The organism is Actinomycetota bacterium (genome assembly GCA_019347575.1).
In the GTDB taxonomy this organism is placed as follows: Bacteria; Actinomycetota; Nitriliruptoria; order Nitriliruptorales; family Nitriliruptoraceae; genus JAHWKY01.
The window spans coordinates 56,708-77,587 of the sequence record JAHWKY010000010.1; the positions used below are offsets into that span (position 1 = coordinate 56,708).

19 protein-coding genes and 1 tRNA gene are annotated in these 20,880 nt (G+C 71.0%); 7 read left to right on the top strand and 13 right to left on the bottom strand.

What is annotated here, in order from left to right:
• Positions 1-73 precede the first annotated feature (73 nt).
• The 4 genes from KY469_08415 to KY469_08430 form a co-directional block, all read right to left on the bottom strand.
• The gene (locus KY469_08415) at positions 74-358 is read right to left on the bottom strand and encodes a hypothetical protein (GenBank protein MBW3663108.1); all 285 of its coding nucleotides are present in this window, start codon (positions 356-358) and stop codon (positions 74-76) included.
• A complete protein-coding gene (locus tag KY469_08420) occupies positions 355-597 on the bottom strand; it encodes a DUF2007 domain-containing protein (GenBank protein MBW3663109.1) in 243 nt (80 codons plus the stop codon). The genes KY469_08415 and KY469_08420 overlap by 4 nt, the downstream gene beginning before the upstream one ends.
• Before the next feature lie 40 nt (positions 598-637).
• Entirely contained in the window at positions 638-1,039 is a 402-nt protein-coding gene (locus KY469_08425) for a VOC family protein (protein ID MBW3663110.1), read from the bottom strand.
• A 124-nt stretch (positions 1,040-1,163) separates the two neighbouring features.
• Positions 1,164-2,708 (bottom strand): gamma-glutamyltransferase family protein, encoded by a 1,545-nt coding sequence (locus KY469_08430; protein MBW3663111.1) that lies wholly within the window; start codon positions 2,706-2,708, stop codon positions 1,164-1,166.
• A gap of 116 nt (positions 2,709-2,824) precedes the next feature.
• Here KY469_08430 and lhgO point away from each other — a divergent pair, with 116 nt between their 5' ends.
• The 5 genes from lhgO to KY469_08455 all read left to right on the top strand — a co-directional run bounded on the left by lhgO (position 2,825) and on the right by KY469_08455 (position 7,560).
• Positions 2,825-4,024 carry an L-2-hydroxyglutarate oxidase gene (gene lhgO, locus KY469_08435; protein MBW3663112.1) on the top strand — a complete coding sequence of 400 codons (1,200 nt, stop codon included), beginning with the start codon at positions 2,825-2,827 and terminating at the stop codon, positions 4,022-4,024.
• Complete coding sequence (locus KY469_08440; protein ID MBW3663113.1) at positions 4,011-4,220, top strand: hypothetical protein; 210 nt, start codon at positions 4,011-4,013, stop codon at positions 4,218-4,220. The genes lhgO and KY469_08440 overlap by 14 nt, the downstream gene beginning before the upstream one ends.
• Positions 4,221-4,244: 24 nt before the next feature.
• Positions 4,245-4,493 (top strand): OsmC family protein, encoded by a 249-nt coding sequence (locus KY469_08445; GenBank protein ID MBW3663114.1) that lies wholly within the window; start codon positions 4,245-4,247, stop codon positions 4,491-4,493.
• A 48-nt stretch (positions 4,494-4,541) separates the two neighbouring features.
• Positions 4,542-7,415 carry an FAD-binding oxidoreductase gene (locus KY469_08450; GenBank protein ID MBW3663115.1) on the top strand — a complete coding sequence of 958 codons (2,874 nt, stop codon included), beginning with the start codon at positions 4,542-4,544 and terminating at the stop codon, positions 7,413-7,415.
• A gap of 70 nt (positions 7,416-7,485) precedes the next feature.
• A tRNA-Leu gene (locus KY469_08455) sits at positions 7,486-7,560 on the top strand.
• Positions 7,561-7,565: 5 nt separating this feature from the next.
• Here KY469_08455 and KY469_08460 read toward each other — a convergent pair.
• Positions 7,566-8,990: an NAD(P)H-hydrate epimerase gene (locus KY469_08460; GenBank protein ID MBW3663116.1), complete on the bottom strand. Its 1,425-nt coding sequence runs from the start codon at positions 8,988-8,990 to the stop codon at positions 7,566-7,568.
• Between the two features lie 210 nt (positions 8,991-9,200).
• On the opposite strand from KY469_08460, the gene KY469_08465 reads away from it, so the two are divergent.
• Positions 9,201-11,015 carry a nitrite/sulfite reductase gene (locus tag KY469_08465; protein MBW3663117.1) on the top strand — a complete coding sequence of 605 codons (1,815 nt, stop codon included), beginning with the start codon at positions 9,201-9,203 and terminating at the stop codon, positions 11,013-11,015.
• 7 nt (positions 11,016-11,022) lie between these two features.
• On the opposite strand, the gene KY469_08470 is transcribed toward KY469_08465, so the two are convergent.
• The 8 genes from KY469_08470 to KY469_08505 all read right to left on the bottom strand — a co-directional run bounded on the left by KY469_08470 (position 11,023) and on the right by KY469_08505 (position 17,647).
• On the bottom strand, positions 11,023-11,535 hold the full coding sequence (locus tag KY469_08470; protein MBW3663118.1) for a bacterioferritin: 513 nt from the start codon (positions 11,533-11,535) through the stop codon (positions 11,023-11,025).
• Positions 11,536-11,643: 108 nt separating this feature from the next.
• Entirely contained in the window at positions 11,644-12,552 is a 909-nt protein-coding gene (locus tag KY469_08475) for a Ppx/GppA family phosphatase (protein ID MBW3663119.1), read from the bottom strand.
• A 17-nt stretch (positions 12,553-12,569) separates the two neighbouring features.
• On the bottom strand, positions 12,570-13,088 hold the full coding sequence (locus KY469_08480; protein ID MBW3663120.1) for a DUF501 domain-containing protein: 519 nt from the start codon (positions 13,086-13,088) through the stop codon (positions 12,570-12,572).
• Between the two features lie 101 nt (positions 13,089-13,189).
• The gene (locus KY469_08485) at positions 13,190-13,573 is read right to left on the bottom strand and encodes a S1 RNA-binding domain-containing protein (protein ID MBW3663121.1); all 384 of its coding nucleotides are present in this window, start codon (positions 13,571-13,573) and stop codon (positions 13,190-13,192) included.
• 30 nt (positions 13,574-13,603) lie between these two features.
• On the bottom strand, positions 13,604-14,731 hold the full coding sequence (locus tag KY469_08490) for an alpha/beta hydrolase (protein MBW3663122.1): 1,128 nt from the start codon (positions 14,729-14,731) through the stop codon (positions 13,604-13,606).
• A gap of 118 nt (positions 14,732-14,849) precedes the next feature.
• Positions 14,850-15,956: an alpha/beta hydrolase gene (locus KY469_08495; GenBank protein ID MBW3663123.1), complete on the bottom strand. Its 1,107-nt coding sequence runs from the start codon at positions 15,954-15,956 to the stop codon at positions 14,850-14,852.
• A gap of 29 nt (positions 15,957-15,985) precedes the next feature.
• Positions 15,986-17,134 (bottom strand): alpha/beta hydrolase, encoded by a 1,149-nt coding sequence (locus KY469_08500; GenBank protein ID MBW3663124.1) that lies wholly within the window; start codon positions 17,132-17,134, stop codon positions 15,986-15,988.
• A 153-nt stretch (positions 17,135-17,287) separates the two neighbouring features.
• Positions 17,288-17,647, bottom strand: a complete 360-nt coding sequence (locus tag KY469_08505) for a LuxR C-terminal-related transcriptional regulator (protein ID MBW3663125.1) — start codon at positions 17,645-17,647, stop codon at positions 17,288-17,290.
• A gap of 277 nt (positions 17,648-17,924) precedes the next feature.
• Here KY469_08505 and KY469_08510 point away from each other — a divergent pair, with 277 nt between their 5' ends.
• Positions 17,925-20,876 (top strand): winged helix-turn-helix domain-containing protein, encoded by a 2,952-nt coding sequence (locus tag KY469_08510; GenBank protein MBW3663126.1) that lies wholly within the window; start codon positions 17,925-17,927, stop codon positions 20,874-20,876.
• Positions 20,877-20,880 lie beyond the last annotated feature (4 nt).

The following is a 20,880-nucleotide window of genomic DNA, read 5'->3' on the forward strand; positions in this document are numbered from 1 at the left end:
CTTCCGGAAACCACCGCGTCACGCGGGTTTCTGAGAGACGGCCAGCGCTACCGCCGACGTCGTGACGCCGCCATCAGATCATGCGGAAGGCCTCGGGGGGGATGTCGTAGTGGCGGCGGATCCAGCGGAGGTTGTCGCAGCGGAAGCCGACGCACTCACGCTGGACGATGAGCGCCCACGCGGCATCGCGGACCCGCACGAGCGCGGCCTCACGCTCCGCCGGGTCGCCGTCGACCGCGACGCGCCAGGCGGAGAGCGCCTCCTCGAGCCGGTCTCCCACGCGCCCCAGCGCGTTCGCACGTTCCTCGATCAGCGCCACCTCGACCTGCTCGTGCTGCCCGACCGACCCGCTCGTCACTCCCCCTCCGATCCCGCGTCGTCAACGGCCGTCACCCGCTCGGCGATCTGCTTCGCGTCGTCGAGGCGGAGCTCCTCGACGAACAGCCGCACTCCCCAGTCGCCAGCGAACAGGAACTGTGCCAGCCGCCCCGACTGCTTGTAGTACCAGCCGATGCCGGCCTTCTCGAGCTCCTCGGCGATGCGCTCGGCGTTGGCGTGCTCGTACTGGCCGAGGTAGGTGCTGCGTGGTGCGGTCACGGTGGCTCCCGGTCCGAGGACGAGGATGCCAGATGCGTGCTCAGCAGCAGGCGGCCACGGACGTGCCGGCCTCGGCGGGGACGTCGCCGGTCACCGTGTAGACCTCCCACTCGGCTCCGTCGGGGTCGTTGACCCAGACCTTGTCCTGGAAGGCGTAGCAGCACGAGACCTGGTCCTCGACCAGCGTGGGCAGCCCCTTCTGGGCGAGCCGATCGGTCGCCGCCCGAACGAGGTCGGTGTCCTCGACCTCCACACCGAGGTGGTTCAGGCGCTCGTCGGCATCGGGCTTCTCGATGAGCACCAGCTTGAGCGGCGGGTCGGTGATGGCGAAGTTGGCGTAGCCGGGGCGGCGCTTGGCGGGCTGCGCGTCGAAGAGCTTGCCGTAGAACTCCACCGCCGCGTCCACGTCGCGGACGTTGAGGGCCAGCTGGATCCGGGACATGCGTCGTCCTCCTGTGGGACCGCGCCGAGGTGGCGCCGTCGACGTGAGCGTAGGCTACACATCGACGTTCGTCAATATAGATAGCTGTCTATATGCGCCATGCGCCCCCACGGTTCGGGTCCGGTCAGTAGCCCAGGACCGCCCCTTCGGTCCGCTGGTCGGTCGCCCCGCTGTAGCCGTGACCATCGACGCTGATGGCGTGTGCGTGACCCATGAGGTGGTCGCGGCGCCCGACGACGGTGACGCGGTGTCCGAGACGTTCGAGACCCTCGGCGAGATCGGTCGATCCGGGACCGCTCTCGAGGATGACCGACGCGTCGGTCACGGCGATGACCCAGCGGGGCGAGTCGAGCGCCGTCTGCAGGTCGGTGCCATCGTCGACGATGTGTCCGAGCAGTTGCACGTGCGTTTGTGCCTGACCGTCCCCGCCCATCGTCCCGAACACCAGGTAGGGCTCGCCCGCCCGCAGGACCATCCCGGGGATGAGGGTGTGTAGCGGTCGTTTCCCCGGTCCGATGGCGTTGGGGTGGTCGGGCTCGAGCACGAACATCGCCCCGCGGTCGTGGAGGTTGATGCCCCACTGAGGAACGTGTAGACCCGAGCCGAAACCCTGGTAGTTGGACTGCAGCAGGCTGACGAGCATGCCGTCGGCATCGGCGACGGTCATCGCCGCGGTCCCGGCGGCGGCCTCACGACCGCGCCACGGCGCAGCACGACGCGGATCGAGCGCAGCGGCGATGCGCTGGACACGACGCTCGGCGAGCAACTGCTCGGGATCGATGTCGAGGTGGTCCGGATCCCCGAGGTGCTCGTCCCGGTCGGCGAGCGCGACCTTCACCGCTTCGATCTGCAGGTGGGTGCGGGCGATCTGCTCAGTCGGGAGCGCGCCGAGCACGTCGAGCACCGCGAGCGCCGTCAAGGCGGTGATCCCCTGCGTCGGCGGGGGGTGCTCGAGCACGTCGACGTCGCGGTAGGTGCACGAGAGAGGTGTCACCCAATCGCCTCGGTGTGCCGCGAGATCGTCCTCGGTCATGAGCCCGTGCCGGGCCCGGACCGTCTCGACGATGTCCTCCGCCACGGCCCCCGCGTAGAACGCTTCGGGGCCCTCCTCGGAGATCACCTCGAGCGTCCGCGCCAACGCCGGCTGGCGCAGCACCTTGCCGGCGGCGGCCTCGCGGTAGACCGAGCGCCACGCCCCGTAGTCGCGCAGGTGCTCCTGCGCCGGCCCGAGGAACTCCATCGCGGCCTCGGAGACGACGAACCCGTCGCGCGCGTACCCGATCGCCCTGGTCGCGAGCTCGCCGAACGACCGGCGGCCGAAGCGTTCCAGCAGGTCGAACCACCCACGCACGGCACCCGGCACCGTGACGGTCATACCGCCCATCGACGGCATGGCCTCCCCGATCTCGTCACGGACCCGTTCGAGGGTGGCTGCGGCCGGGGCGCGCCCCGCCCCGGCGTAGGCGTGAGCCTCGCCATCCCAGACGGTCGCGAACAGGTCCCCACCCACGCCGCAGTGGTAGGGCGTGACGACGGCGAGGACGAGGTTCGCCGCTACCGCCGCGTCCACCGCGTTGCCGCCTTGGCTCAGCGTGGCGACACCCGCAGCGGAGGCGAGATGGTGGGGCGAGGCCACGCAGGCGCGCGGAAACCGGCGGGTACCGAGCATTGCCACCTCCCCGTCCAGCGCGGCCCGGAGGGTAGGCCAGATGCGAGAGGCCGTCGTCGCGACCCCCTACGCTTCCGGACCCCGTGCCGGAGGCTGCTGTGCGCGACGTCGTCGTGGTGGGTGGCGGCATCATCGGTCTGGCCACGGCCTACCGCCTGCTCGAACGGCGTCCCGACCTCGACGTGATCGTGCTCGAGAAGGAGCGCGAGGTCGGTTCGCACCAGTCGTCGCACAACTCCGGCGTCCTCCACGCTGGCCTGTACTACGCGCCGGGCTCGTTGAAAGCGCGCCTGTGTGTGAGCGGCAAGCGCGACCTGGAGAAGTTCGCCGCGACGCACGGGATCGCGGTGACCCGTCACGGCAAGGTGGTGGTGGCGGTGGACCGCGCCGAGCTCCCACGGCTCGCGCTGCTCGAGGAACGCGCGCGCGCCAACGGAGTCCCTGGTCTGCGGCGTCTGCGCGCGGCGGAACTCGCCGAGGTCGAGCCGCACGTGCACGGTCTCGCCGCACTGCACAGCCCCGCGACCGCGACGATCGACTTCGGAGCGGTCTGCCGCGCCCTCGCCGACGAGGTGCGGGCACGTGGTGGCGAGGTCCTCACACTGGTGACCGTGCAGGGGTTGCGTGAGCGTGCCCAGGAGGTCGTGGTGCGGACCACGATCGGCGCGCTCGCGGCGCGGCAGGTGATCGCCTGCGCTGGCCTGCAATCGGACCGGGTCGCACGGCTGAGCGGCGTCGAGGATCGCGAGGCCATCGTGCCGTTCCGGGGCAGCTACCTCCGCCTCGTCGGACCGGCTGCCAGCCTGGTGCGCGGTCACCTCTACCCGGTCCCGCTGCCGGGGCTGCCGTTCCTCGGAGTCCACGTCACGCAGCGACACGACGGCGAGGTGTGGGTGGGACCCAACGCGGTCGTCGCGCTCGCACGTGAGCGCTACGACCGCTGGGCGGTCGACCTGCGCGACACGCGCGATGTCATCCGCCACCCGGGGTTCTGGCGTCTCGCGGCCGACCACCTCCGCACGGGCGTCGCGGAGGTGCACCGGGACCTGTCGATCGCGGCGACCGCACGCGAGCTCCGCCGCTACGTGCCCGGTGTGGGGGTAGCCGACCTCGAACGCGGCCCGTCGGGGATCCGCGCCCAGTCCGTACGAGCCGACGGCGAGCTCGTGGACGACTTCTCCTGGTCGTCGACCCCACGGGTGCTCCACGTCCGCAACGCCCCGTCACCCGGCGCCACCGCTAGCCTCGCCATCGGTAGGGTGATCGCTGAGCGTGCGCTCGACGGACTCGGAGGAGGATCCCGTGCAGCAAGTTGACGACACCGTCTACCGGTCCGTGGTTGAGGTCGTGCGCGAGGGTGGGCCGATCCGCCATGCCACGATCCCCGGCCGCGACGAACCGATCTCGTTCGGCGTCCACAGCGAGATCGCCGAGCACTACGGGGTGAGCCCCGACGACTACCCGCAGGAGACGACCACGCTCGACTACGTGGTCGCCGCAGCGGCCGGCTGACTCACCGGAACGTTCGGGGGTGCCCTGGAAGCACGCGGCATCCCCGCCGGAGACGGTCGTCTCCGATCCCGCGCCACCGGCGACATCGGTCTCGACGGCAGGACCCTCATCATCCGTCGCATCCACGTCACGTACACCCTCACCGTCGATGCTGGGGCGGACCGCGACGTGATCGACCGGGTGCTCGACTTCCACGCGGAGCACTGCCCGGTCGCGCGGTCGATCGGCGGCTGCATCGACATCAGCACGGATGTCGAGGTCGTCAGCGGGTAGGGCGTGTGGGCGGGAGCGCTGGGACCCACAACGAGTAGGGTCGGCAGCGTGACCACCACCGACCTCGACCTCGCCGGTCTGGCGTTCCAGCTCCGCCGCGAGGTGCGGGGCGAGATCCGGTTCGACCCGGCATCCCGAGCCCTCTACGCGACCGACGCCTCGCACTACCGCCACGTGCCCCTCGGCGTGGTCGCGCCGGCGGATGTCGACGACGTCGTGGCGACGCTCGCGGTGTGCCGCGACGCGCACGTACCCGTCACCACGCGCGGCGCGGGCACGTCGCTCGCCGGCCAGGCCGCGAACGAAGCCGTCATCATCGACCTCAGTCGGCACCTCCGCCACGGCATCGAGGTCGATCCCCTCACCGCGACCGCCACGGTCGATGCGGGGGTGGTCCTCGACGACCTCCAGCGCGTCGCGGCGTTCCACGGGCTCACGTTCGGACCTGATCCGTCGACCCAGAACCGGGCCACCATCGGCGGGATGGTCGGCAACGACGCATGCGGCGTCCACTCCGTGATCGCGGGCCGGACGCAGGACAACGTCGAGGCGCTCGACGTGCTGCTGTACGACGGCACCCGCCTCACCGCACCCGGCCCGGCCGCTGCCCGCACCGACGGAGCGCACCCGGCGGCCCAGATCATCCGGTCGCTGGAGCACCTGCGGGATGACCACGTCGACCTCATCCGGTCCCGGTTCCCGGTGCTGCCGCGGCGCGTGTCGGGCTACAACCTCGATGCCCTGCTCCCCGAGAACGGCTTCCACGTCGCGCGGTCGTTGGTGGGCACCGAGGGGACCTGCGCGCTGGTCCTCGCCGCGACCCTGCGGCTCATCCCCCGGCCCCGTCACCGCGTCGTCGTGGTTCTGGGCTACCCCTCGCTCGCGTCCGCGGCCGAGGACGTCGTGGACGTGCTCGCGACGGGCCCGATCGGGCTTGAAGGGATCGACGAGCACGTGGCGGCCGGGGTCGGACGCACCCGCGCGAGGGCGGAACTCGAGCTGCTCCCGGACGGATCCGCGTGGCTCCTCGTCGAGTACGGCGGCGCCAGCCGCGCCGAGGCGCAGTCGCGAGCCGACTGGCTGCGCAGCCAGCTCCGACGCGCCGGTGGCGGTCCGACGGTCCGCGTCGTGACCGAACCCCGAGCCCAGCGAGCGGTCTGGGAGGTGCGACGAGCGGGGCTCGGGGCGACCACGTTCGCACCGGGTGGCCGGGCTCGCCTCCCGGGCTGGGAGGACGCCGCGGTCCCTCCCGAACGCCTGCCCGCGTACCTGCTCGGCCTGGCGGATCTGCTGAGCGAACACCGCCTCGAGGCGGCGCTCTACGGCCACCTCGGTGACGGCTGTGTCCATGCCAAGATCGACTTCGACCACACCACCCCGGAGGGTCGTGCCACGTACCGGCGGTTCGTGGAGGACGCCGCCGATCTCACCGTCGGGCTCGGAGGCTCGCTGTCGGGTGAGCACGGCGATGGCCAGTCCCGGTCGGAGCTGCTCGAGCGCATGTACGGCGCGGAGGTGGTCGCGCTGTTCCGGCGCTTCAAGAGCATCTGGGATCCCGACGGGATGATGAACCCGGGCCGCATCGTCGACCCCGCTCCGCTCGACGCCGATCTGCGCTGGTCCGCCCAGCCCGACCTTGTCCGGCCCCAGACCGTGTTCGCGTTCGCGGACGACCACGGCTCGCTCGGGCAGGCGGCCTCACGCTGCGTCGGCATCGGCCTGTGTCGTCGTGACGACGACCGCGCCACCATGTGCCCCAGCTACCGCGCGACCCACGACGAGCAGCACTCGCCACGGGGTCGCGCCCACCTGCTCTTCGAGATGCTGCATCCCCGTTCCGAGCTCGACGGCTTCGGTGACGAGTCGATCCGCGCAGCCCTCGACCTCTGCCTGTCGTGCAAGGCGTGCAAGGCGGAGTGCCCGACCGGTGTCGACATCGCCACGTACAAGGCCGAGTTCCTCCACCAGCACTACCACGGCCGGATCCGGCCCCGCGCGGCCTACGCACTGAGTCTCGTGCCGTGGTGGGCGCGCGCTGCTTCGCGCGCCCCGCGCCTCGCCAACCGCATCCTCGGTTCGAGCGGGGCGCGACGGCTCGCCGGCATCGCCCCCGCACGCACGCCTCCCGTCATCGCACCCGAGACCTTCCGTCGGTGGTGGAAGCGGCGCGAACTTCGCGGAGAGCCTCGTCACTCGCCGGATGGTCGGGACGGCGGGCCGGCGGTCGTGCTCTTCCCGGACACGTTCACCGACCGGTTCGAACCCTGGGTCGGCTCGGCCGCCGTTTCGGTCCTGGAGGACGCCGGCTTCCGTGTGGAGGTACCGCTGCCGTGGCTGTGCTGCGGCCGTCCGCTGTACGACAGCGGCATGCTCGGACTGGCCCGACGTCAGCTCGAACGTCTGGTGCGGGTGCTCGGGACCGGCGCCGCGCCGCTGGTCGTGCTCGAGCCGAGCTGCCTCGCCGTCTTCCGGGACGAGCTGCCGGCGATGCTTCCGAACGATGAGCGGGCTCGACGTCTGTCCCGCCGTGCGGTGTCACTGGCCGAGCTGCTGGTCAGTGCCGGCTACGAACCCGCCGTTCTCCCCGACGAGGTGACGGTCCAGCCGCACTGTCAGCACGCCGCCGTCGTCGGCCACGATGCCGACGCGGCCCTGCTGGCAGCGACTCAGACACGCTTCCTCGACGCGGGCTGCTGCGGCATGGCGGGCTCGTTCGGCTTCGAGGCAGGCGACAAGCACGCGGTGTCGGTCGCGGTCGCCGAGCGCCGCTACCTCCCCGCGCTACGCGAGCTGTCCGACGACGCGACCGTCATCGCCGACGGCTTCAGCTGCCGCACCCAGACCGCGGACCTCGCGGGGCGCCGCACCCTCCACCTCGCCGAGGTCCTCGCCGCCGGTCTCGCCCGTCGGGAGTCGGTGTAGTGGTTACTCCCGGTTCTCCGGGACTTCCCACGACACCTGGAGGAGATGCCACGACGTACTCTGAGATCGCGCCGCGGTAGCCCAACCGGCAGGAGGCAGGGTCCTTAAAAGACCTCCAGTGTGGGTTCGAATCCCACCCGCGGCACGGCGTTACCCGTAGGTGCCCTGCTCGGGGGTGCCGGCATCGCCGCCCCGCTGGTCCCGGACCAGGCGCACCAGCGGGCCGTGGTGGAACACCTCGACCGGCTCGAGACCGAGTTGCTCCCACACGCCCCGCGGGACCCCGATGTCCGCGAGGTACAGGTCGCCGAGGAAGGGGTGGGTGATCGGATCGCGGAACCCGACCTTCGGGGCGGCGACGGTCACCGTGATGTCGGCGGTGACGCACAGGCCGTGCAGGCCGTCCGCGAGCATGCCGCTGGGGAGGTCGTTGCTGACGACCCGGACGTCGTGGCGCTGCAACCACCCGACCGCATCGGCGACCAGATCACGCAGGCCCGGCTCCGCCCCGTAGCCCAGCATCGCGTCGACGACGGCATCGCCGGCGTTCGCGGGACGGTCGAAGTCGGCGACGTCGATCCCGGCGAGGCGCAACGCTTCGACCTGGTCCGCCAGCACCGGCTCACCGGTCAGGCGGACGACGACCGACGCCCCGTACCCCGCCAGGAGCCGGGCCGCGACGAGTCCGCCAGCGCCGTTCCCGCCCGAGCCGGCGAGGACCGTGACGAGACGGCCGTCGACCCTGCCAAGCAGGCCGCGGGTGGCCTCGGCCAGCCCCCGTCCCGCGTGCTCCGCCAGTGACGCCAGCGGCACGCCGACGGCCGCGAGGTGACGGTCGACCTCGCGCATCTGCTCCGCCGTCACGTGGGTCATGCCAGCCGAGTCCACCTCGGGAACGCCGTCGAGGCGGGCCTTGCGCTGCCACGTGGGGGCGTGCTCCCAGGGGCGCACGACGCGCTCGTCGTCGAGGTCCTCGGGGCGGGTCCCGCCCGACCAGTCCTCCACGGCAGCCTCGAGGAGCAGCGCCATGACGATCGCGGTGGCCCCCCAGAGCAGGTCGTCATCGAGCTGCCACGCCCACGTGCGCGCACGCTGGTCCGACAGCGTGACCGTGCGCCAGGTCGAGCGATCGAGCAGCTGCGCCAGCGGGACCCGCAGGATGGCGTCCACCTCCCACGGGTTGGGGTTCAGCTCGTGCGGGGCTCGCCACCGTGCCAGCACGGGCACGACCCAGAAGCGGGACGGAGGGATGTAGAACCTGGGCCCGACCCCGACGACCTCGACGGAGTCGGCGTCGAGGCCGATCTCCTCGTCGGCCTCCCGCAGCGCCGCCTGCTCGATCGTCTCGTCGGGATCGAGCCGACCGCCGGCGAACGAGATCTGTCCGGGGTGGCTGCCGAGGTCGGGGCGGCGGCGGGTCAGCACGACCACGGGCCCGGCTTCGCTGTCCTCGAGCAACACCAGCACCGCCCCGACCCGAGCGTCAGGCGGGGGCGACTTGGCGCGATCGTCGACCTGCTCCAGCGCGGACCGCAGGCGCGCCCAGAAGCGTTCCGGCTCGAGCCTGGGGTCCACCGATGCCACCTCCGTTCAACGGAAGGCTACGAGGCCCGTGGCCGGGCGACACGGCGAGCCGGTGCACCCGGGTTCACACGGTTCCCACTGCCCGTGGACCCAGAAGAGGGGCAGAACGGGCCTTGGGCATCGCACGGTTCTCACTACCGTGAGTGCCACGTACGACCAGTGTCGGGGACGATGGCGACCGCCGACGACCACGGAGGCGCAGTGACGCCCGCAGCAGCCACCTCTGCTCCCAGCACGGCCGAACCGTTCCCGGCCGACGTCGACCCGGCTTCGATCACCCCCGAGGACCTTCCGGACGACGGCTACGGCGACCTCGCCGAGATCGACGACTTCGAGAGCCTCGTCCGCCGCTTCCGCGCGGGCGGGATCGAGGAGGACGACTTCAAGCCGATGCGGCTGCACATGGGCTGCTACGGCATCCGGCAGTCCACGACCCACATGGTGCGCATCAAGGCCCCGCTGGGCCGCTTCGACGCCCGCCAGTTCGAGGCGATGGCGGTCATCGCGGAGCGGTGGTCGCGTGGCTTCGCGCACATCACGACGCGACAGAACTTCCAGTTCCACTTCGTGAAGCTGGAGGACGTGCCCGACGTGATGCGCGTCTCCGCGCTGGCGGGACTGACGACCCGCGAGGCGTGTGGCAACGCCATCCGCAACGTGACGATGTCACCGCTCGCGGGTGTGCACCCCGACGAGGTGCTGAACGTGGAGGCCGCCGCCGACGAGGTCGTGCGCCACTTCCTCCGCCACGGTCAGTTCCAGGAGCTCCCCCGGAAGTTCAAGATCGCCTTCTCGGCCGCGAACGACGACGACGCCGGGACCGGCTTCCACGACGTGGGTGTGCTCCCGGCGGTGGATGCCGACGACAACGCCGGCTACCGCATCGTGCTCGGTGGAGGGCTCGGCTCGTCGCCCCACGAGGCGGTCCAACTCGAGGACTTCACCCCAGCGGAGCTGCTGCTGCCGACGGTCCACGCGGCTCTCGACCTGTTCAACGACGAGGGCGAGCGGCGCAACCGCGTCCGCGCACGCATGAAGTTCCTCGTGAAGAAGCTCGGACGCGACGAGTTCGTCACGAAGGTGCTGGAGCGTCGGGACGTGGCCATCGCCAACGGCCTGCGGAGCACGGTGGTCCCCCACCCGCCCGCCGCCACCGGCCCGACCGCTGACACCCCTCTCGATCTGCCGCCCGACCTCGCCGACCGCGACACCCCCGCGTACCGCTACTGGCTCAGCACCAACACGCTGCGCCAGCGTCAGGGTGACCGCTTCGCGGTGTACGCCTCCATCTACCTCGGCGACCTCGACACGTCGCAGTTCCGTGGTCTCGCTGCGCTGATGCGCGCCAACGACATCGACGACGCTCGGCTGACGATCCGCCAGAACGTCGTGTTCCGCGACGTCCGCCCCGAGCGGCTGCCGTACCTGTGGGCGGGGCTCGCGGAGCTGGGTCTGGACCGGCCGTTGGCGGAGAAGTCGGGCGATGTCGTCAGCTGCCCCGGTGCCGAGACCTGCAACCTCGCGATCACCGCGTCGCGTGGTCTGGCCGAGGCCATCACCAACGACCTCGTCGAGCGGTCGCTGCACGAGATCGACGGTGTGCGCATGAACATCTCGGGGTGCCCCAACTCGTGCGGGCAGCATCAGGCCTGGGACCTGGGGTTCTCGGGCATGGCGCGGCGCGACAGCCAGGGCAACGAGGGACCCGGCTACCGCGTGTTCGTCGGGGGCCGGGTCGACGACGGCGGGGCGCGCTTCGGCGACTACGTCGCCAAGGTGCCCGCCAGGAACGCACCCGAGGCAGCCGCTCGCATCCTGGCTCGGTTCCGTGACGAGCGCATCGATGACGAGCCCCTGTGGAGCTGGTACGACCGCACCGGCAAGGCCGAGGTGGCGGCACTCGTGGCCGACCTCGAGAAGGTCCCGGAGAAGGCCGACGCCCCCGCCTTCTACGTCGACTGGGGCGCCACCGAGACCTTCGAGGTCATCCTCGGCCAGGGTGAATGCATGGTGTAGGGCGTCGCTACATGTCGACCTTGTCGAGGAGGCTGATGAGGTCGTCGGCGTGCTCCTCCTCCTGCTCGAGGATCCACTCGATGAGTCGACGCGTGGTGGTGTCGTCGTCGCCGAGCCAGCGCACGATCTCCTGGTAGGTCGAGATCGCGATGCGCTCCGCGACGAGGTCCTCCTTGATCATGTCCACGATGTCGGTGCCCTCGGAGTAGTCGGCGTGGGCGCGTGTCGCGAGGCCCTCGGGGTTGAAGTCGGGCGCCCCACCGAGCTGGGTGATGCGCTCGGCGACGCGGTCGGCGTGCTGCTGCTCCTCGTTGGCGTGCTCGAGGAACTCGGCCTTGGCGACCTCGGCCTTCACGCCGTCAGCCATGTAGTAGTGGCGCTTGTAACGCAAGACGCACACGAGTTCGGTCGCGAGGACCTCGTTCAGCACGTCGATGACGCGCTCGACATCCGCGCCGTAGCTGTCGGTGATCGCACCCCTGCTCATCTCCGAGCGGGCACGCTCCCGGATCGTCTCCATGTCTGCCTTGAACTCGCCGGGCACGGTGACCTCCTGTCGACGTTCACTCAACCGTAGACCGCTACCGTCACCCGTGGGTACGGCCTCGCCACGGTCGTTCGTCTCCCCTCACCACGTCGCGGCGCCGAGCCCGCGGGCGAGTCCGTCGAGGATGTCCGCCTCGCTCGCGACGATCGCGTCGAAGCCGTACCGGTCGAGGACGCCCGCCAGGATCAGAGCCCCACCGACGATGACATCCTCCCGACCCGCCTGCATCGGCCCGAAGGTGGCACGTCCGGCCGCAGGCACCTCGGCGAGTCGAGCGACCCACGCCGTGACGGCCGTGCGCGGGACCTCGGTGCCGTGGATCCGCTCGGGGTCGTAGCGGTCGAGACCGAGGTGCAGCGCAGCGATCGTGGTCACGGTGCCGGCCACACCGACCAGCACCGTCGCGTCGGTGACCGTCGACCCCGTGTCAGCGAGAGCGTCGTCGGCCCGTTGGAGCTGTGACTCCACCTCCGCGCGGGCCGCCTCCAGCTGCTCGACCGTCGGCGGATCGTCCGGGAGCAGGCGCTCGGTGAGACGCACGCACCCGAGCTGCAGCGACACGCTACCGACGACGGCATCCCGCTCATCGCCGACGATGAGCTCGGTGGAGCCACCACCGATGTCCAGGACCGCGCACGGCCGGGGGAGCTCCAGCGCGACGACCGCCCCCGCGTAGGCGGTGGCGGCCTCCTCGTCACCGGACAGCACGCGGGCGTCGACGCCCGCAACCTCGCGAACGCCCGCGAAGAAGCGGTCGCGATCCGCGGCATCCCGGACGGCGGAGGTGGCCGCGATGCGGACGTGACGAGCGCCGTGAGCCTCCCAGATCGTGCGGTACCGGGCGAGCGTCTCCAGCGTGCGCTGCAGCGCCTCGTCGGCGAGGTGTCCCGTCCGGTCGACGCCCTCGGCCAGCCGCGTGATGGTCAGCTCGCGTGTGATCGCCTCGCCGCCGCGGTCGACGACCAGCAGCCTCGTGGAGTTGGAGCCCATGTCGACCGCAGCGGTCGTCACCGACGTCCCTCCACCCGTGGTCCAGGCTCACCTGTCCGGAGGCGTTCCTCCCACACCGTGCGCTCCTCGTCGTCCACGCACGGGCCAGGACACGGGACGGGCGCGGCGCGGTCGAAGGCCCACGCCCCGACCGGGTTGTCCCCCGTCGCCAGGTGGTGGGCCACGTGCACGTGGAGGCACTTGACGTGGCGCTTCGACCCACCTGAGCCCGGTGCGCCCGGGAGAGGCTCGTCCAGCTGGTCGCGGAACGCGATGGCGCGGTGGTAGGCGGCGGCGTGCTCGGCTCGGAACGTCTCGTCGTCGTCGAGACGGTCGTTGACGGTCACCATCTCGCCGTCGGCCTCGAGCGTTCCGATGCGCGCACGCATCACGGGGCAACTCAACCAGAACGTCGTCGGGAACGGCGTGCCGTCCTCGAGTCGGGGACCGACTCGGACCACCGTCGGCAGGCCGAACACGCAGCGGTGCACGACCGCGTTGTCGCCCCGCGCAGGACGGCCGAGCTGCGCTGACACGACGGCTCGTTCGGAGAGGCCCGTCGGCGGAGCCGAGCCCGCGGTGTCGTAGGACGCGCGAGGGTCACGTTGGACGGCGTCGTCGGAGGGCGGCGGAGCAGCTACCGCTTGCTCTCCCGTTGGCGGCGAGCCTCGCCCTGGATCATCTGGGAGCTGTGCATGAACCGCCGCAACCGCTTGTCGAAGTCGCGGTCGAGCCGGTTGCGGCGCGGAGGTTCCGGGATGTCCTCGAACTCCGGGTCGGCCTGCCGGATGGAGAGATCGACCTTGCCATCGTCCTTGATGGCGATGATCCTGACCTCGACCTTCTCGCCTTCCGTGAGGTAGGCGTAGATGTTGTCGACGAAGTTCAGATCGACCTCGGAGACGTGGCACAGCCCGGTGACCGTGCGGTCCGATCCCTCGGCGACGGGGATGTCGATAAACGCCCCGTACTCCTCGAGCCGGACCACGGTCCCCTCGATGATGTCGCCCTGCTGGATCAACCACCCTCCCACGGCGGCTCGGACCCCGCGCTACGCGGCCGAACGGCCGGTCGGGAGGGTAGGCGCGTGCCTCGGGGAGCGGCAAGCGCCGACAGCACGCGACGCATCGCTAGCGAGCGTGAGGAGGCCGGTGATGACGACGGCGGGCCCAGGACTGCGGACGTTCGTTTCAGGGGCGCTGTCGTGCAGGAGGCCGGCGTGACTGGCATCGGGCTGGACGTAGTACGACACCGGACAGTTGCACCGTGAGGTCCACTTCTCGACCTCTGGTGTGACGGTGTCGGGTTCGCCGTGCTGGTAGGGCCGGATCGCGTCCCGGTCGCTGAAGACGAGCAGCACTGGGGTGGGACCCACCAGGGGCAGTTTCGCCTTGATCTCCCACTCGAGCAGCGGCGCCGTCAGGTGCTCGCCCACCGGGGTCCGCACCTGCGGGTCGAAGAAGACCTCGGCGCTGCAGAACCGCTGCACGATGTGACGACGGACACCGTCGAGGTGGAACAACCAGCGCACGCATGCCTCGTAGTCAGGGAAGACGTCGTAGTAATCGTCGCCCCTGGGCCACTGGTCCAGCCACAGGGGCAACAGGTAGTCGTAGAGAAACTCGTCCGAGACGCCGTGATTGCTGTGCGCGATCGGGATGATGCCGTCGATGTCGTGGTGGCGGGTCGCGTAGATCTCCACGGTGTGGCCACCGCTGCTCATGCCGGACAGGACCACGCGGTCGACGCCTCGCCCGACCTCGACCCCTCCGCCGTCGATGCAGGGTTCGGAGCCGATGCGGTAGGTGCCGCCACGGAGCCGGGTGACCATCTCATGGGTCATCTCCGCGTGCGCGTCCAGCGTCAGTGCGTAGCCCGAGCCCCTGTACCGACTCGCGCCGAAGCCGAGCCGGTCGATGGCGAACACGCCGTAGCCGGCGCCGGCGAGTTCACGTGCCAGCGAGGGCGCGCCCTTGACGCCGGGGCGGGCGCCGTCCCAGGAGGTGCGATCGGCCTGCGCCCCGTGCAGCAGCAGCAGCGCGGTCGACACCTCGGCGAGCTCGCCGGTGTGGAACGCGGTGCCGCTGACCTGATGTGACGTCACCCCACCCAGACCCGTGCCCGCGGCTCCGGTGCCCGCACGCATGTGCACGGTGAAGCACACCTCGGTCTGGCGCACCGCCGCCCGGCCGAGGCGGCCGGCGCGGCCATCGGGATCGCGACCGCCACGAGCAGGACAGCGGTCGCCGCGGACACGGTCCTCTTCATGTCGTTTCCCTCTCCATAGCGCAGCCTCTTCAGAGATCCAGGCTGTCGAGCCAGTCGATGACGGCGTCGAACATCTCGGGGGCGGTGTCGTGGAACCAGGACACGTGGCTGGCGTCCGGCTGGATGTAGACCGACACCGGGCAGTTGCAGCGCGTCTCCCACATCTCGATCTCGGGGCTGACCACATCGGGCGAGCCGTACTTGTACGGGAAGAGGGCGTCGCGGTCGGCGAACACCAACAGCACCGGCGTCGGCCCGACCAGCCCGACACTGGCCTTGATGTCCTGGCTCACCCCAGGGCCGCTCGCGACCTCCCCGCTGGGAGAGCGCATGTTCAGCCGGTCGAGGTCGCCGTAGTACTGCGGGCCGCAGACCTGCTCCACGATCCGACGTCGTGCACCGTCGAGGTGGAACAGGAAGCGCACGCAGCCCTCGTAATCGGAGAAGCCCATATCGGTGGAGTCGCTCGCAACCAGCGACGGAACGACGGTGTCGCGGTAGTGCTCCCAGAACTCGTCGGAGACGCCGTGGTTGCTGAACACCAGCGGCACGATCCCGGCGATGTCGTGGTAGCGGGTCGCGTACAACTCGATCAGCGCGGCACCCATGCTGAAGCCACCGAGCACCACCTTCTCCGCCCCGCGGCCGGCCTGCACGCCGCTGCCCGCGACACAGGGAGCGCGCATGATGCGGTACGTCCCCTCGCGGATCTGGGTGACGATCTCGTGCGTCATCTCGACGTAGGCGTAGAGCGTCAACCCGTAGCCCGACCCGTCGTAGGGGTCGTAGGGGCTGCGGGCGTAGCCGAGCCGGTCGATCGCGAACACGCCGTAGCCCGCCTGCGCCAGCTCGCGGGCCAGCGAGCGCGCGCCCTTGACGTGCGGCCACGCCCCGTCCCAGCTGCTCCGCTCCGCGACGGCACCGTGCTGCAGCAGCAGCGCGGTGGAGACCTCGGAGAGGTCCCCGGTGTGGAACACGGTGCCGGCGACCTGGTACGGCGTGAGGTCGCCCGGCATGTGCACCGTGAAGCACACCTCGGTCTGGCGCACCTCCGCCTCTGCCGAGGAGGCGGCCGGGGCGGCCATCGCGGCGGCCACGAGCGCGACAGCGATCGTCAGCGACATCGTCTTCCTCATGTCGTTCCCCTTCCGTGGTAGGCAGCCGTTCAGCCGCCCAGTCCGTCGAGCCAGTCGATGACCACGTCGAACATCTCGGTGGTGCTGTCGTGGTAGGTCAGGGCGTGCCCGGCGTCGGGCTGCACGTACACCGACACCGGGCAGTTGCAGCGCGTCTCCCACATCTCGATCTCCGGCGTCGTGAGGTCCCGAGAGCCGTGCTCGCCGGGGAAGATCGTGTCGTGCTCACCGAAGACCAGCAGCGCCGGGGTCGGCCCGACCGAGCCGATGGAGGCCTTCATGTCCTGCTGCACGATCGCGGCGCTGGACATCTCGCCGCTGGCGGCCAACGGCTTGGTCCCGTCGTTCTCACCGTTCAGGTCGGGGTCGCAGACCTGCTCGACGACGGGGTGACGCGCCCCGGCGAGGTGGAACAGCCAGCGCACGCAGTTCTCGTAGCCTCGGAACGGGTCGACGTAGTCGCTGGTCAGCATCTGCGGGACCACGTCGCTGCTGTAGTGCTCGAAGAACCCGTCGGAGACGCCCTGGTTGCTCCACGCCATCGCGACGATGCCATCGATGTCGTGGTGCCGGGTGGCGTACAGCTCCACGATCTCCGCACCGTTGCTCAGCCCAGCCATCACCACGCGGTCAACGCCCCGCCCGACCGGCACACCGCCACCATCGACGCACGGTTCGGAGCTGAGCCGGTAGGTACCGGCACGCATCTGCGTGACGATCTCGTGGCTCATCTCCACGTACGCGTACGCCGTCAGCGCGTAGCCCGACCCGTCGTAGTCGCTCGCCCCGTAGCCGAGCCGGTCGATCGCGAACACCCCGTAGCCGGCCCGGGCCCACGCGCGCGCCGTCGACGGGGCGCCCTTGACGTAGGGCCAGCCACCGTCCCAGAACGTGCGATCCGCCGCCGCCCCGTGCTGCAACAGCACCGCGGTCGACAGCTCAGCGAGATCGGCGGTGTGGAACACGGTGCCGGCGACCTGGTACGGCGTGAGGTCGCCCGGCATGTGCACCGTGAAGCACACCTCGGTCTGTCGCACCGCCCCGCCCTCCGCAGCCGCTGGATCGACCGCCGGCGTCGCAACGGGCGTGACGAAGCCGAGCGCCAGTGCCATCACGAGTGCGCCGAAGCAGACCCGGATCAGCGGGCGTGCCGCGGCGATCGATCTCGTGCTGTCCATTGCGGATCCTCCTTCGTGTCGTGGTGCCGGAACTGGTGGGTCAGAAGCCCTGCGGACATGTGCGCGTGCGTGTGCTCGGAACTGCCATTCTGTGGTTCTCGGCCCATGCCATGCGCACCTGCGACACGCGATGGCCTACGTATGCCATCGACGTCACCGGAACCCTGCCCTGGCGGCCGCGACGACGAGATCGGCGTTGGATGCGGCGTTGAAGGCGTTGCGCAGACGCACTAACCGCCGTTGCACGCTGCGGGGACTGATACGCAACTGCCGGGCTATGGCGGTGATCGTCTCACCCGCCAGCAGCAGGCTGAGAACTAGCTCGTCCTCGGGAGACAAGCTTGGGTGCACCACTCGGTCGTCTGAGAAGGCAGCGGCTTCATCGGGCGTGATCGCGACCAGCGACACAGGGGTGCTGCGACCGCGCCAGCGGTGCGGGACGGTGTCCCGGGCCAGCAGCACCCAGCCGGCCCACGCGCCGGTGGAGTTCGCTCCGTCGGTGTGTTGTGTCATCCGTCTGTGTCCAGCTGTCCTCGCGCACACGCGGTAACCGTCCTCACCGTTGGCGCGCGCAACGTGTGCCGACACCGGCACGTAGGGGTCGCCGCGGCCCACCTCGTCCGTATGGCGCGCTCACGTTCGTCGGTGTTGGTCGATCTGATCCCGCAGGGTGCGGCCCGTGGCTGGATATCGGCTGGACGATTCCTTGACGGTCGCGTCCAGCCCCAGGACACTTTCGGTCATGGACTTCCGGATCCTTGGCCCTGTAGCGGTCGTTGACGAGGGGCACGTGCTGGATCTGGGCCCGCCGCAGCAGCGGGCGGTCCTCGCGCTGCTGCTGATCCGCCTGGGTGAGGTGGTCTCGGCCGGCGCGATCGTGGACGCGATGTGGCGCGAGTCGCCGCCGGGGACGGCAGCGAACCTGGTACAGGGCTACGTGTCCGGGCTGCGCAAGGTGTTGGGCCGCGAGACGATCGTCACGCGTGGGGGCGGCTACGTCCTGGACGTGCCGGCCGAGCGGCTGGACGCGCGGCGGTTCGAGGAGCTGCTGGCGGTCGCGCGGCGTGCCGTGGCGCCGGCGGCGGCGGCGTCGGTGCTGCGTGAGGGGCTGGCGTTGTGGCGCGGCCCGGCGCTGGCCGACTTCGCCGATGCCGAGTTCGCGCAGACCGAGATCCGCCGCCTGGAGGCGTCGCGGCGGGCGGCGGTGGACGACCGCATCGACGCGGACCTGGCGTGCGGACGCCACGGCGAGGTGCTGGCCGAACTGGAGGCGCTGGTCGCCGACGAACCGTTCGCGGAGCGGGCGTGGCGGCAACTGGCGTTGGCGTGCTACCGGGCGGGGCGGCAGGCAGACGCGTTGCAGGCGTGCCGCCGCGCGCGTGCGCTGCTGGGTGAGGAGCTGGGCATCGACCCGGGACCGCAGCTGGCCGAGCTGGAGCAGGCGATCCTGCGGCAGGATCCCACGTTGGACCTGGCCGCCGCGCCGGTGGCGGTGACGAACCTGCCGACAGCGTTGACGCCGTTCGTGGGACGCCAGCTGGAGCTGGTCGACCTCGCCGAGCGGCTGGCGTCGGCGCGGCTGGTGACGTTGACCGGGCCTGGCGGGTGCGGCAAGACGCGGCTGGCGACCGAGGCCGCCGCGCGGATGGCGTCGGCCTGGCGGGAGGGGGTCTGGTTCGTCGACCTGGCGCCGGTGGCGACCGGGGACCGGGTCGTCGAGGCGGTCGCTCGCGCGTTGGGGGTGCGCGGCGAGTCGGGCGAGCCGTTGACCGAACGACTCGTCTCCTATCTGCGCATGCGACGGGTGCTGCTGGTGGTGGACAACTGCGAGCAGGTGATCGAGGCGTCCGCAGGGCTGGTCACACGGCTGCTGCAGGGCTGCCCGGACGTAACGGTGTTGGCGACCAGCCGGGAAGCCCTGGGGGTGCCCGGCGAGGTGCGCTGGCCGGTGCCGCCGCTGGGCATCCCCCCCGAAGATGAGGAAGCGATGCGGCCCATCGAGGCGCTGTCGCACGATGGGGTGCAGCTGTTCGTCGAACGGGCGACGGCGGCGTTCCCAGGGTTTGCGCCTGATCGTGAGATGTTGGGTGCCGTCAGCAGGATCTGTCGGCGGTTGGACGGGTTGCCGTTGGCGATCGAGTTGGCGGCGGCTCGGATGACGGCGCTATCACCCCACCAGCTGGCCGACCGACTGGACGACCTGCTGGGACTGCTCGGTCAGGTGCGGCCCGCCGACGCCCGGCACCGCACCATGCGCGCGACGTTGGCCTGGAGCTGGCAGCTGCTCGATGAGGGCGAGCGCACCCTGCTGCGACGTCTGGCGGTGTTCCCGGGAGGGTGCTCGCTGGCGGCAGCGGAGGCGATGCTGGCCGATCACGACGTCGAGCGCACCGCACCGGGCGCGCTGGTGTTGGGCCGGCTGGTCGACAAGTCGCTGATGATGCGGATGGCCGGCGTGGATGGTGAGCCGCGCTACCGCATGAGTGAGGTGGTGCGCCAGTACGCGCTGGAGCGGCTGGCCGACGCCGGCGAGGACGAACTGGCGCGCCGCCGCTGCGCCGATGTCCTGGCCGGCTTCGCGCGGAGGTGCCTCGAGGAGTTCGACTGGGAACGGTTGGGCGCGAGCTCGCCCCGATGGCCGGACAGGGTGGAGCAGGAACGTGACAACCTGCGTTCCGTGCTGAACTGGTCCTTCGCCGCCGGCGAGGACGAACTGGCCGCGTGGATCCTGGCCGGCACCGGCTTCCTGTGGTTCCTCCGCGGCCCGGTTGGCGAAGCGGTCGCGTGGCACGAACGAGCACTCGCCAGCCCTGGCGACAACGTGGCTCGCAGTAAGGTCGCTTTCCATCTCACCCACTTCGCCATGGTTGAAGGCGACTTCGCCCGCGCGCGCGCCGCGGCGGCGCAGCTGCGGTCGCTGGCAGCGGTCCTCGACGACCAAAGGGTCGTTGTCGACGCCCTCTGCCTCTCTGGCTGGGCCGCGTGGGCGCAGGGCGACCGTGAGGCGGCGCGTCGGTTCAACGAAGACGCCATCGCCGTGGCCGACTCCGTGGGTTACGTGCTGATGGCTGCCTTCTGCCGGGTGATGCTCGCCCGCCTGGCCCACCAGGAAGCGGATCTGCCGCGCGCGGCCGAGCTGGCAGATCACGCCTTGCAGCTGTACCGCGGAACCGACGAGCCGCTCTATCTCGGCGTCATGCTCGACGCGCGCGCGCAGATCGCCCGCAGCCAGGGCGATCTCGACCGCGCCCAGGCCTTGGCCGAGGAGAGCTTGCGGTGCGTCCGCGCGTTCGGCTACCTGGAGGGCGTCGCCTCGGCGCTGGCCACCATCGCAGCGGTGGCACGAGCCCGCGGCGATCTGGACGCCGCCCGCCAGGGCTACGTCGAAGCCCTCGATATCTGCCACCGCCTCGGCCACCGCGCGGGCGTCATGACCGCGGTCGAGGGCCTCGCGCGCCTGGCTACCGCGGCCGGCAGCGACCGACCCGCCGCCCGGCTGTGGGGTGCCGCCGAGGCGCTGCGAGACGCGCTCAGCGTCCACGTGGCCGCTCACGAGCGAGACGAACATGACCGCGACCTTGCCGACCTTCGGCGACGGCTCGGCGCTGAGGAGTTCGAGGCGGCCTGGGCAGCCGGTCGGCGGCTCGGGCTGGAGGACGCCGCCGAAGAGGCCAAGCTTCTGGCCGCCCGCACGACCGTGGCGGCCACGACACCCTCGCAGCCCGCGCCCGCCGGCGTGTGAGCTC

Coding starts and splice junctions, on each gene's coding strand:
- KY469_08495 (MBW3663123.1), bottom strand. CDS start 15,956: ATGAGGAAGACGATGTCGCTGACGATCGCTGTCGCGCTCGTGGCCGCC.
- KY469_08470 (MBW3663118.1), bottom strand. CDS start 11,535: ATGGAGACGATCCGGGAGCGTGCCCGCTCGGAGATGAGCAGGGGTGCG.
- KY469_08430 (MBW3663111.1), bottom strand. CDS start 2,708: ATGCTCGGTACCCGCCGGTTTCCGCGCGCCTGCGTGGCCTCGCCCCAC.
- KY469_08500 (MBW3663124.1), bottom strand. CDS start 17,134: ATGGACAGCACGAGATCGATCGCCGCGGCACGCCCGCTGATCCGGGTC.
- KY469_08505 (MBW3663125.1), bottom strand. CDS start 17,647: ATGACACAACACACCGACGGAGCGAACTCCACCGGCGCGTGGGCCGGC.
- KY469_08475 (MBW3663119.1), bottom strand. CDS start 12,552: ATGGGCTCCAACTCCACGAGGCTGCTGGTCGTCGACCGCGGCGGCGAG.
- KY469_08425 (MBW3663110.1), bottom strand. CDS start 1,039: ATGTCCCGGATCCAGCTGGCCCTCAACGTCCGCGACGTGGACGCGGCG.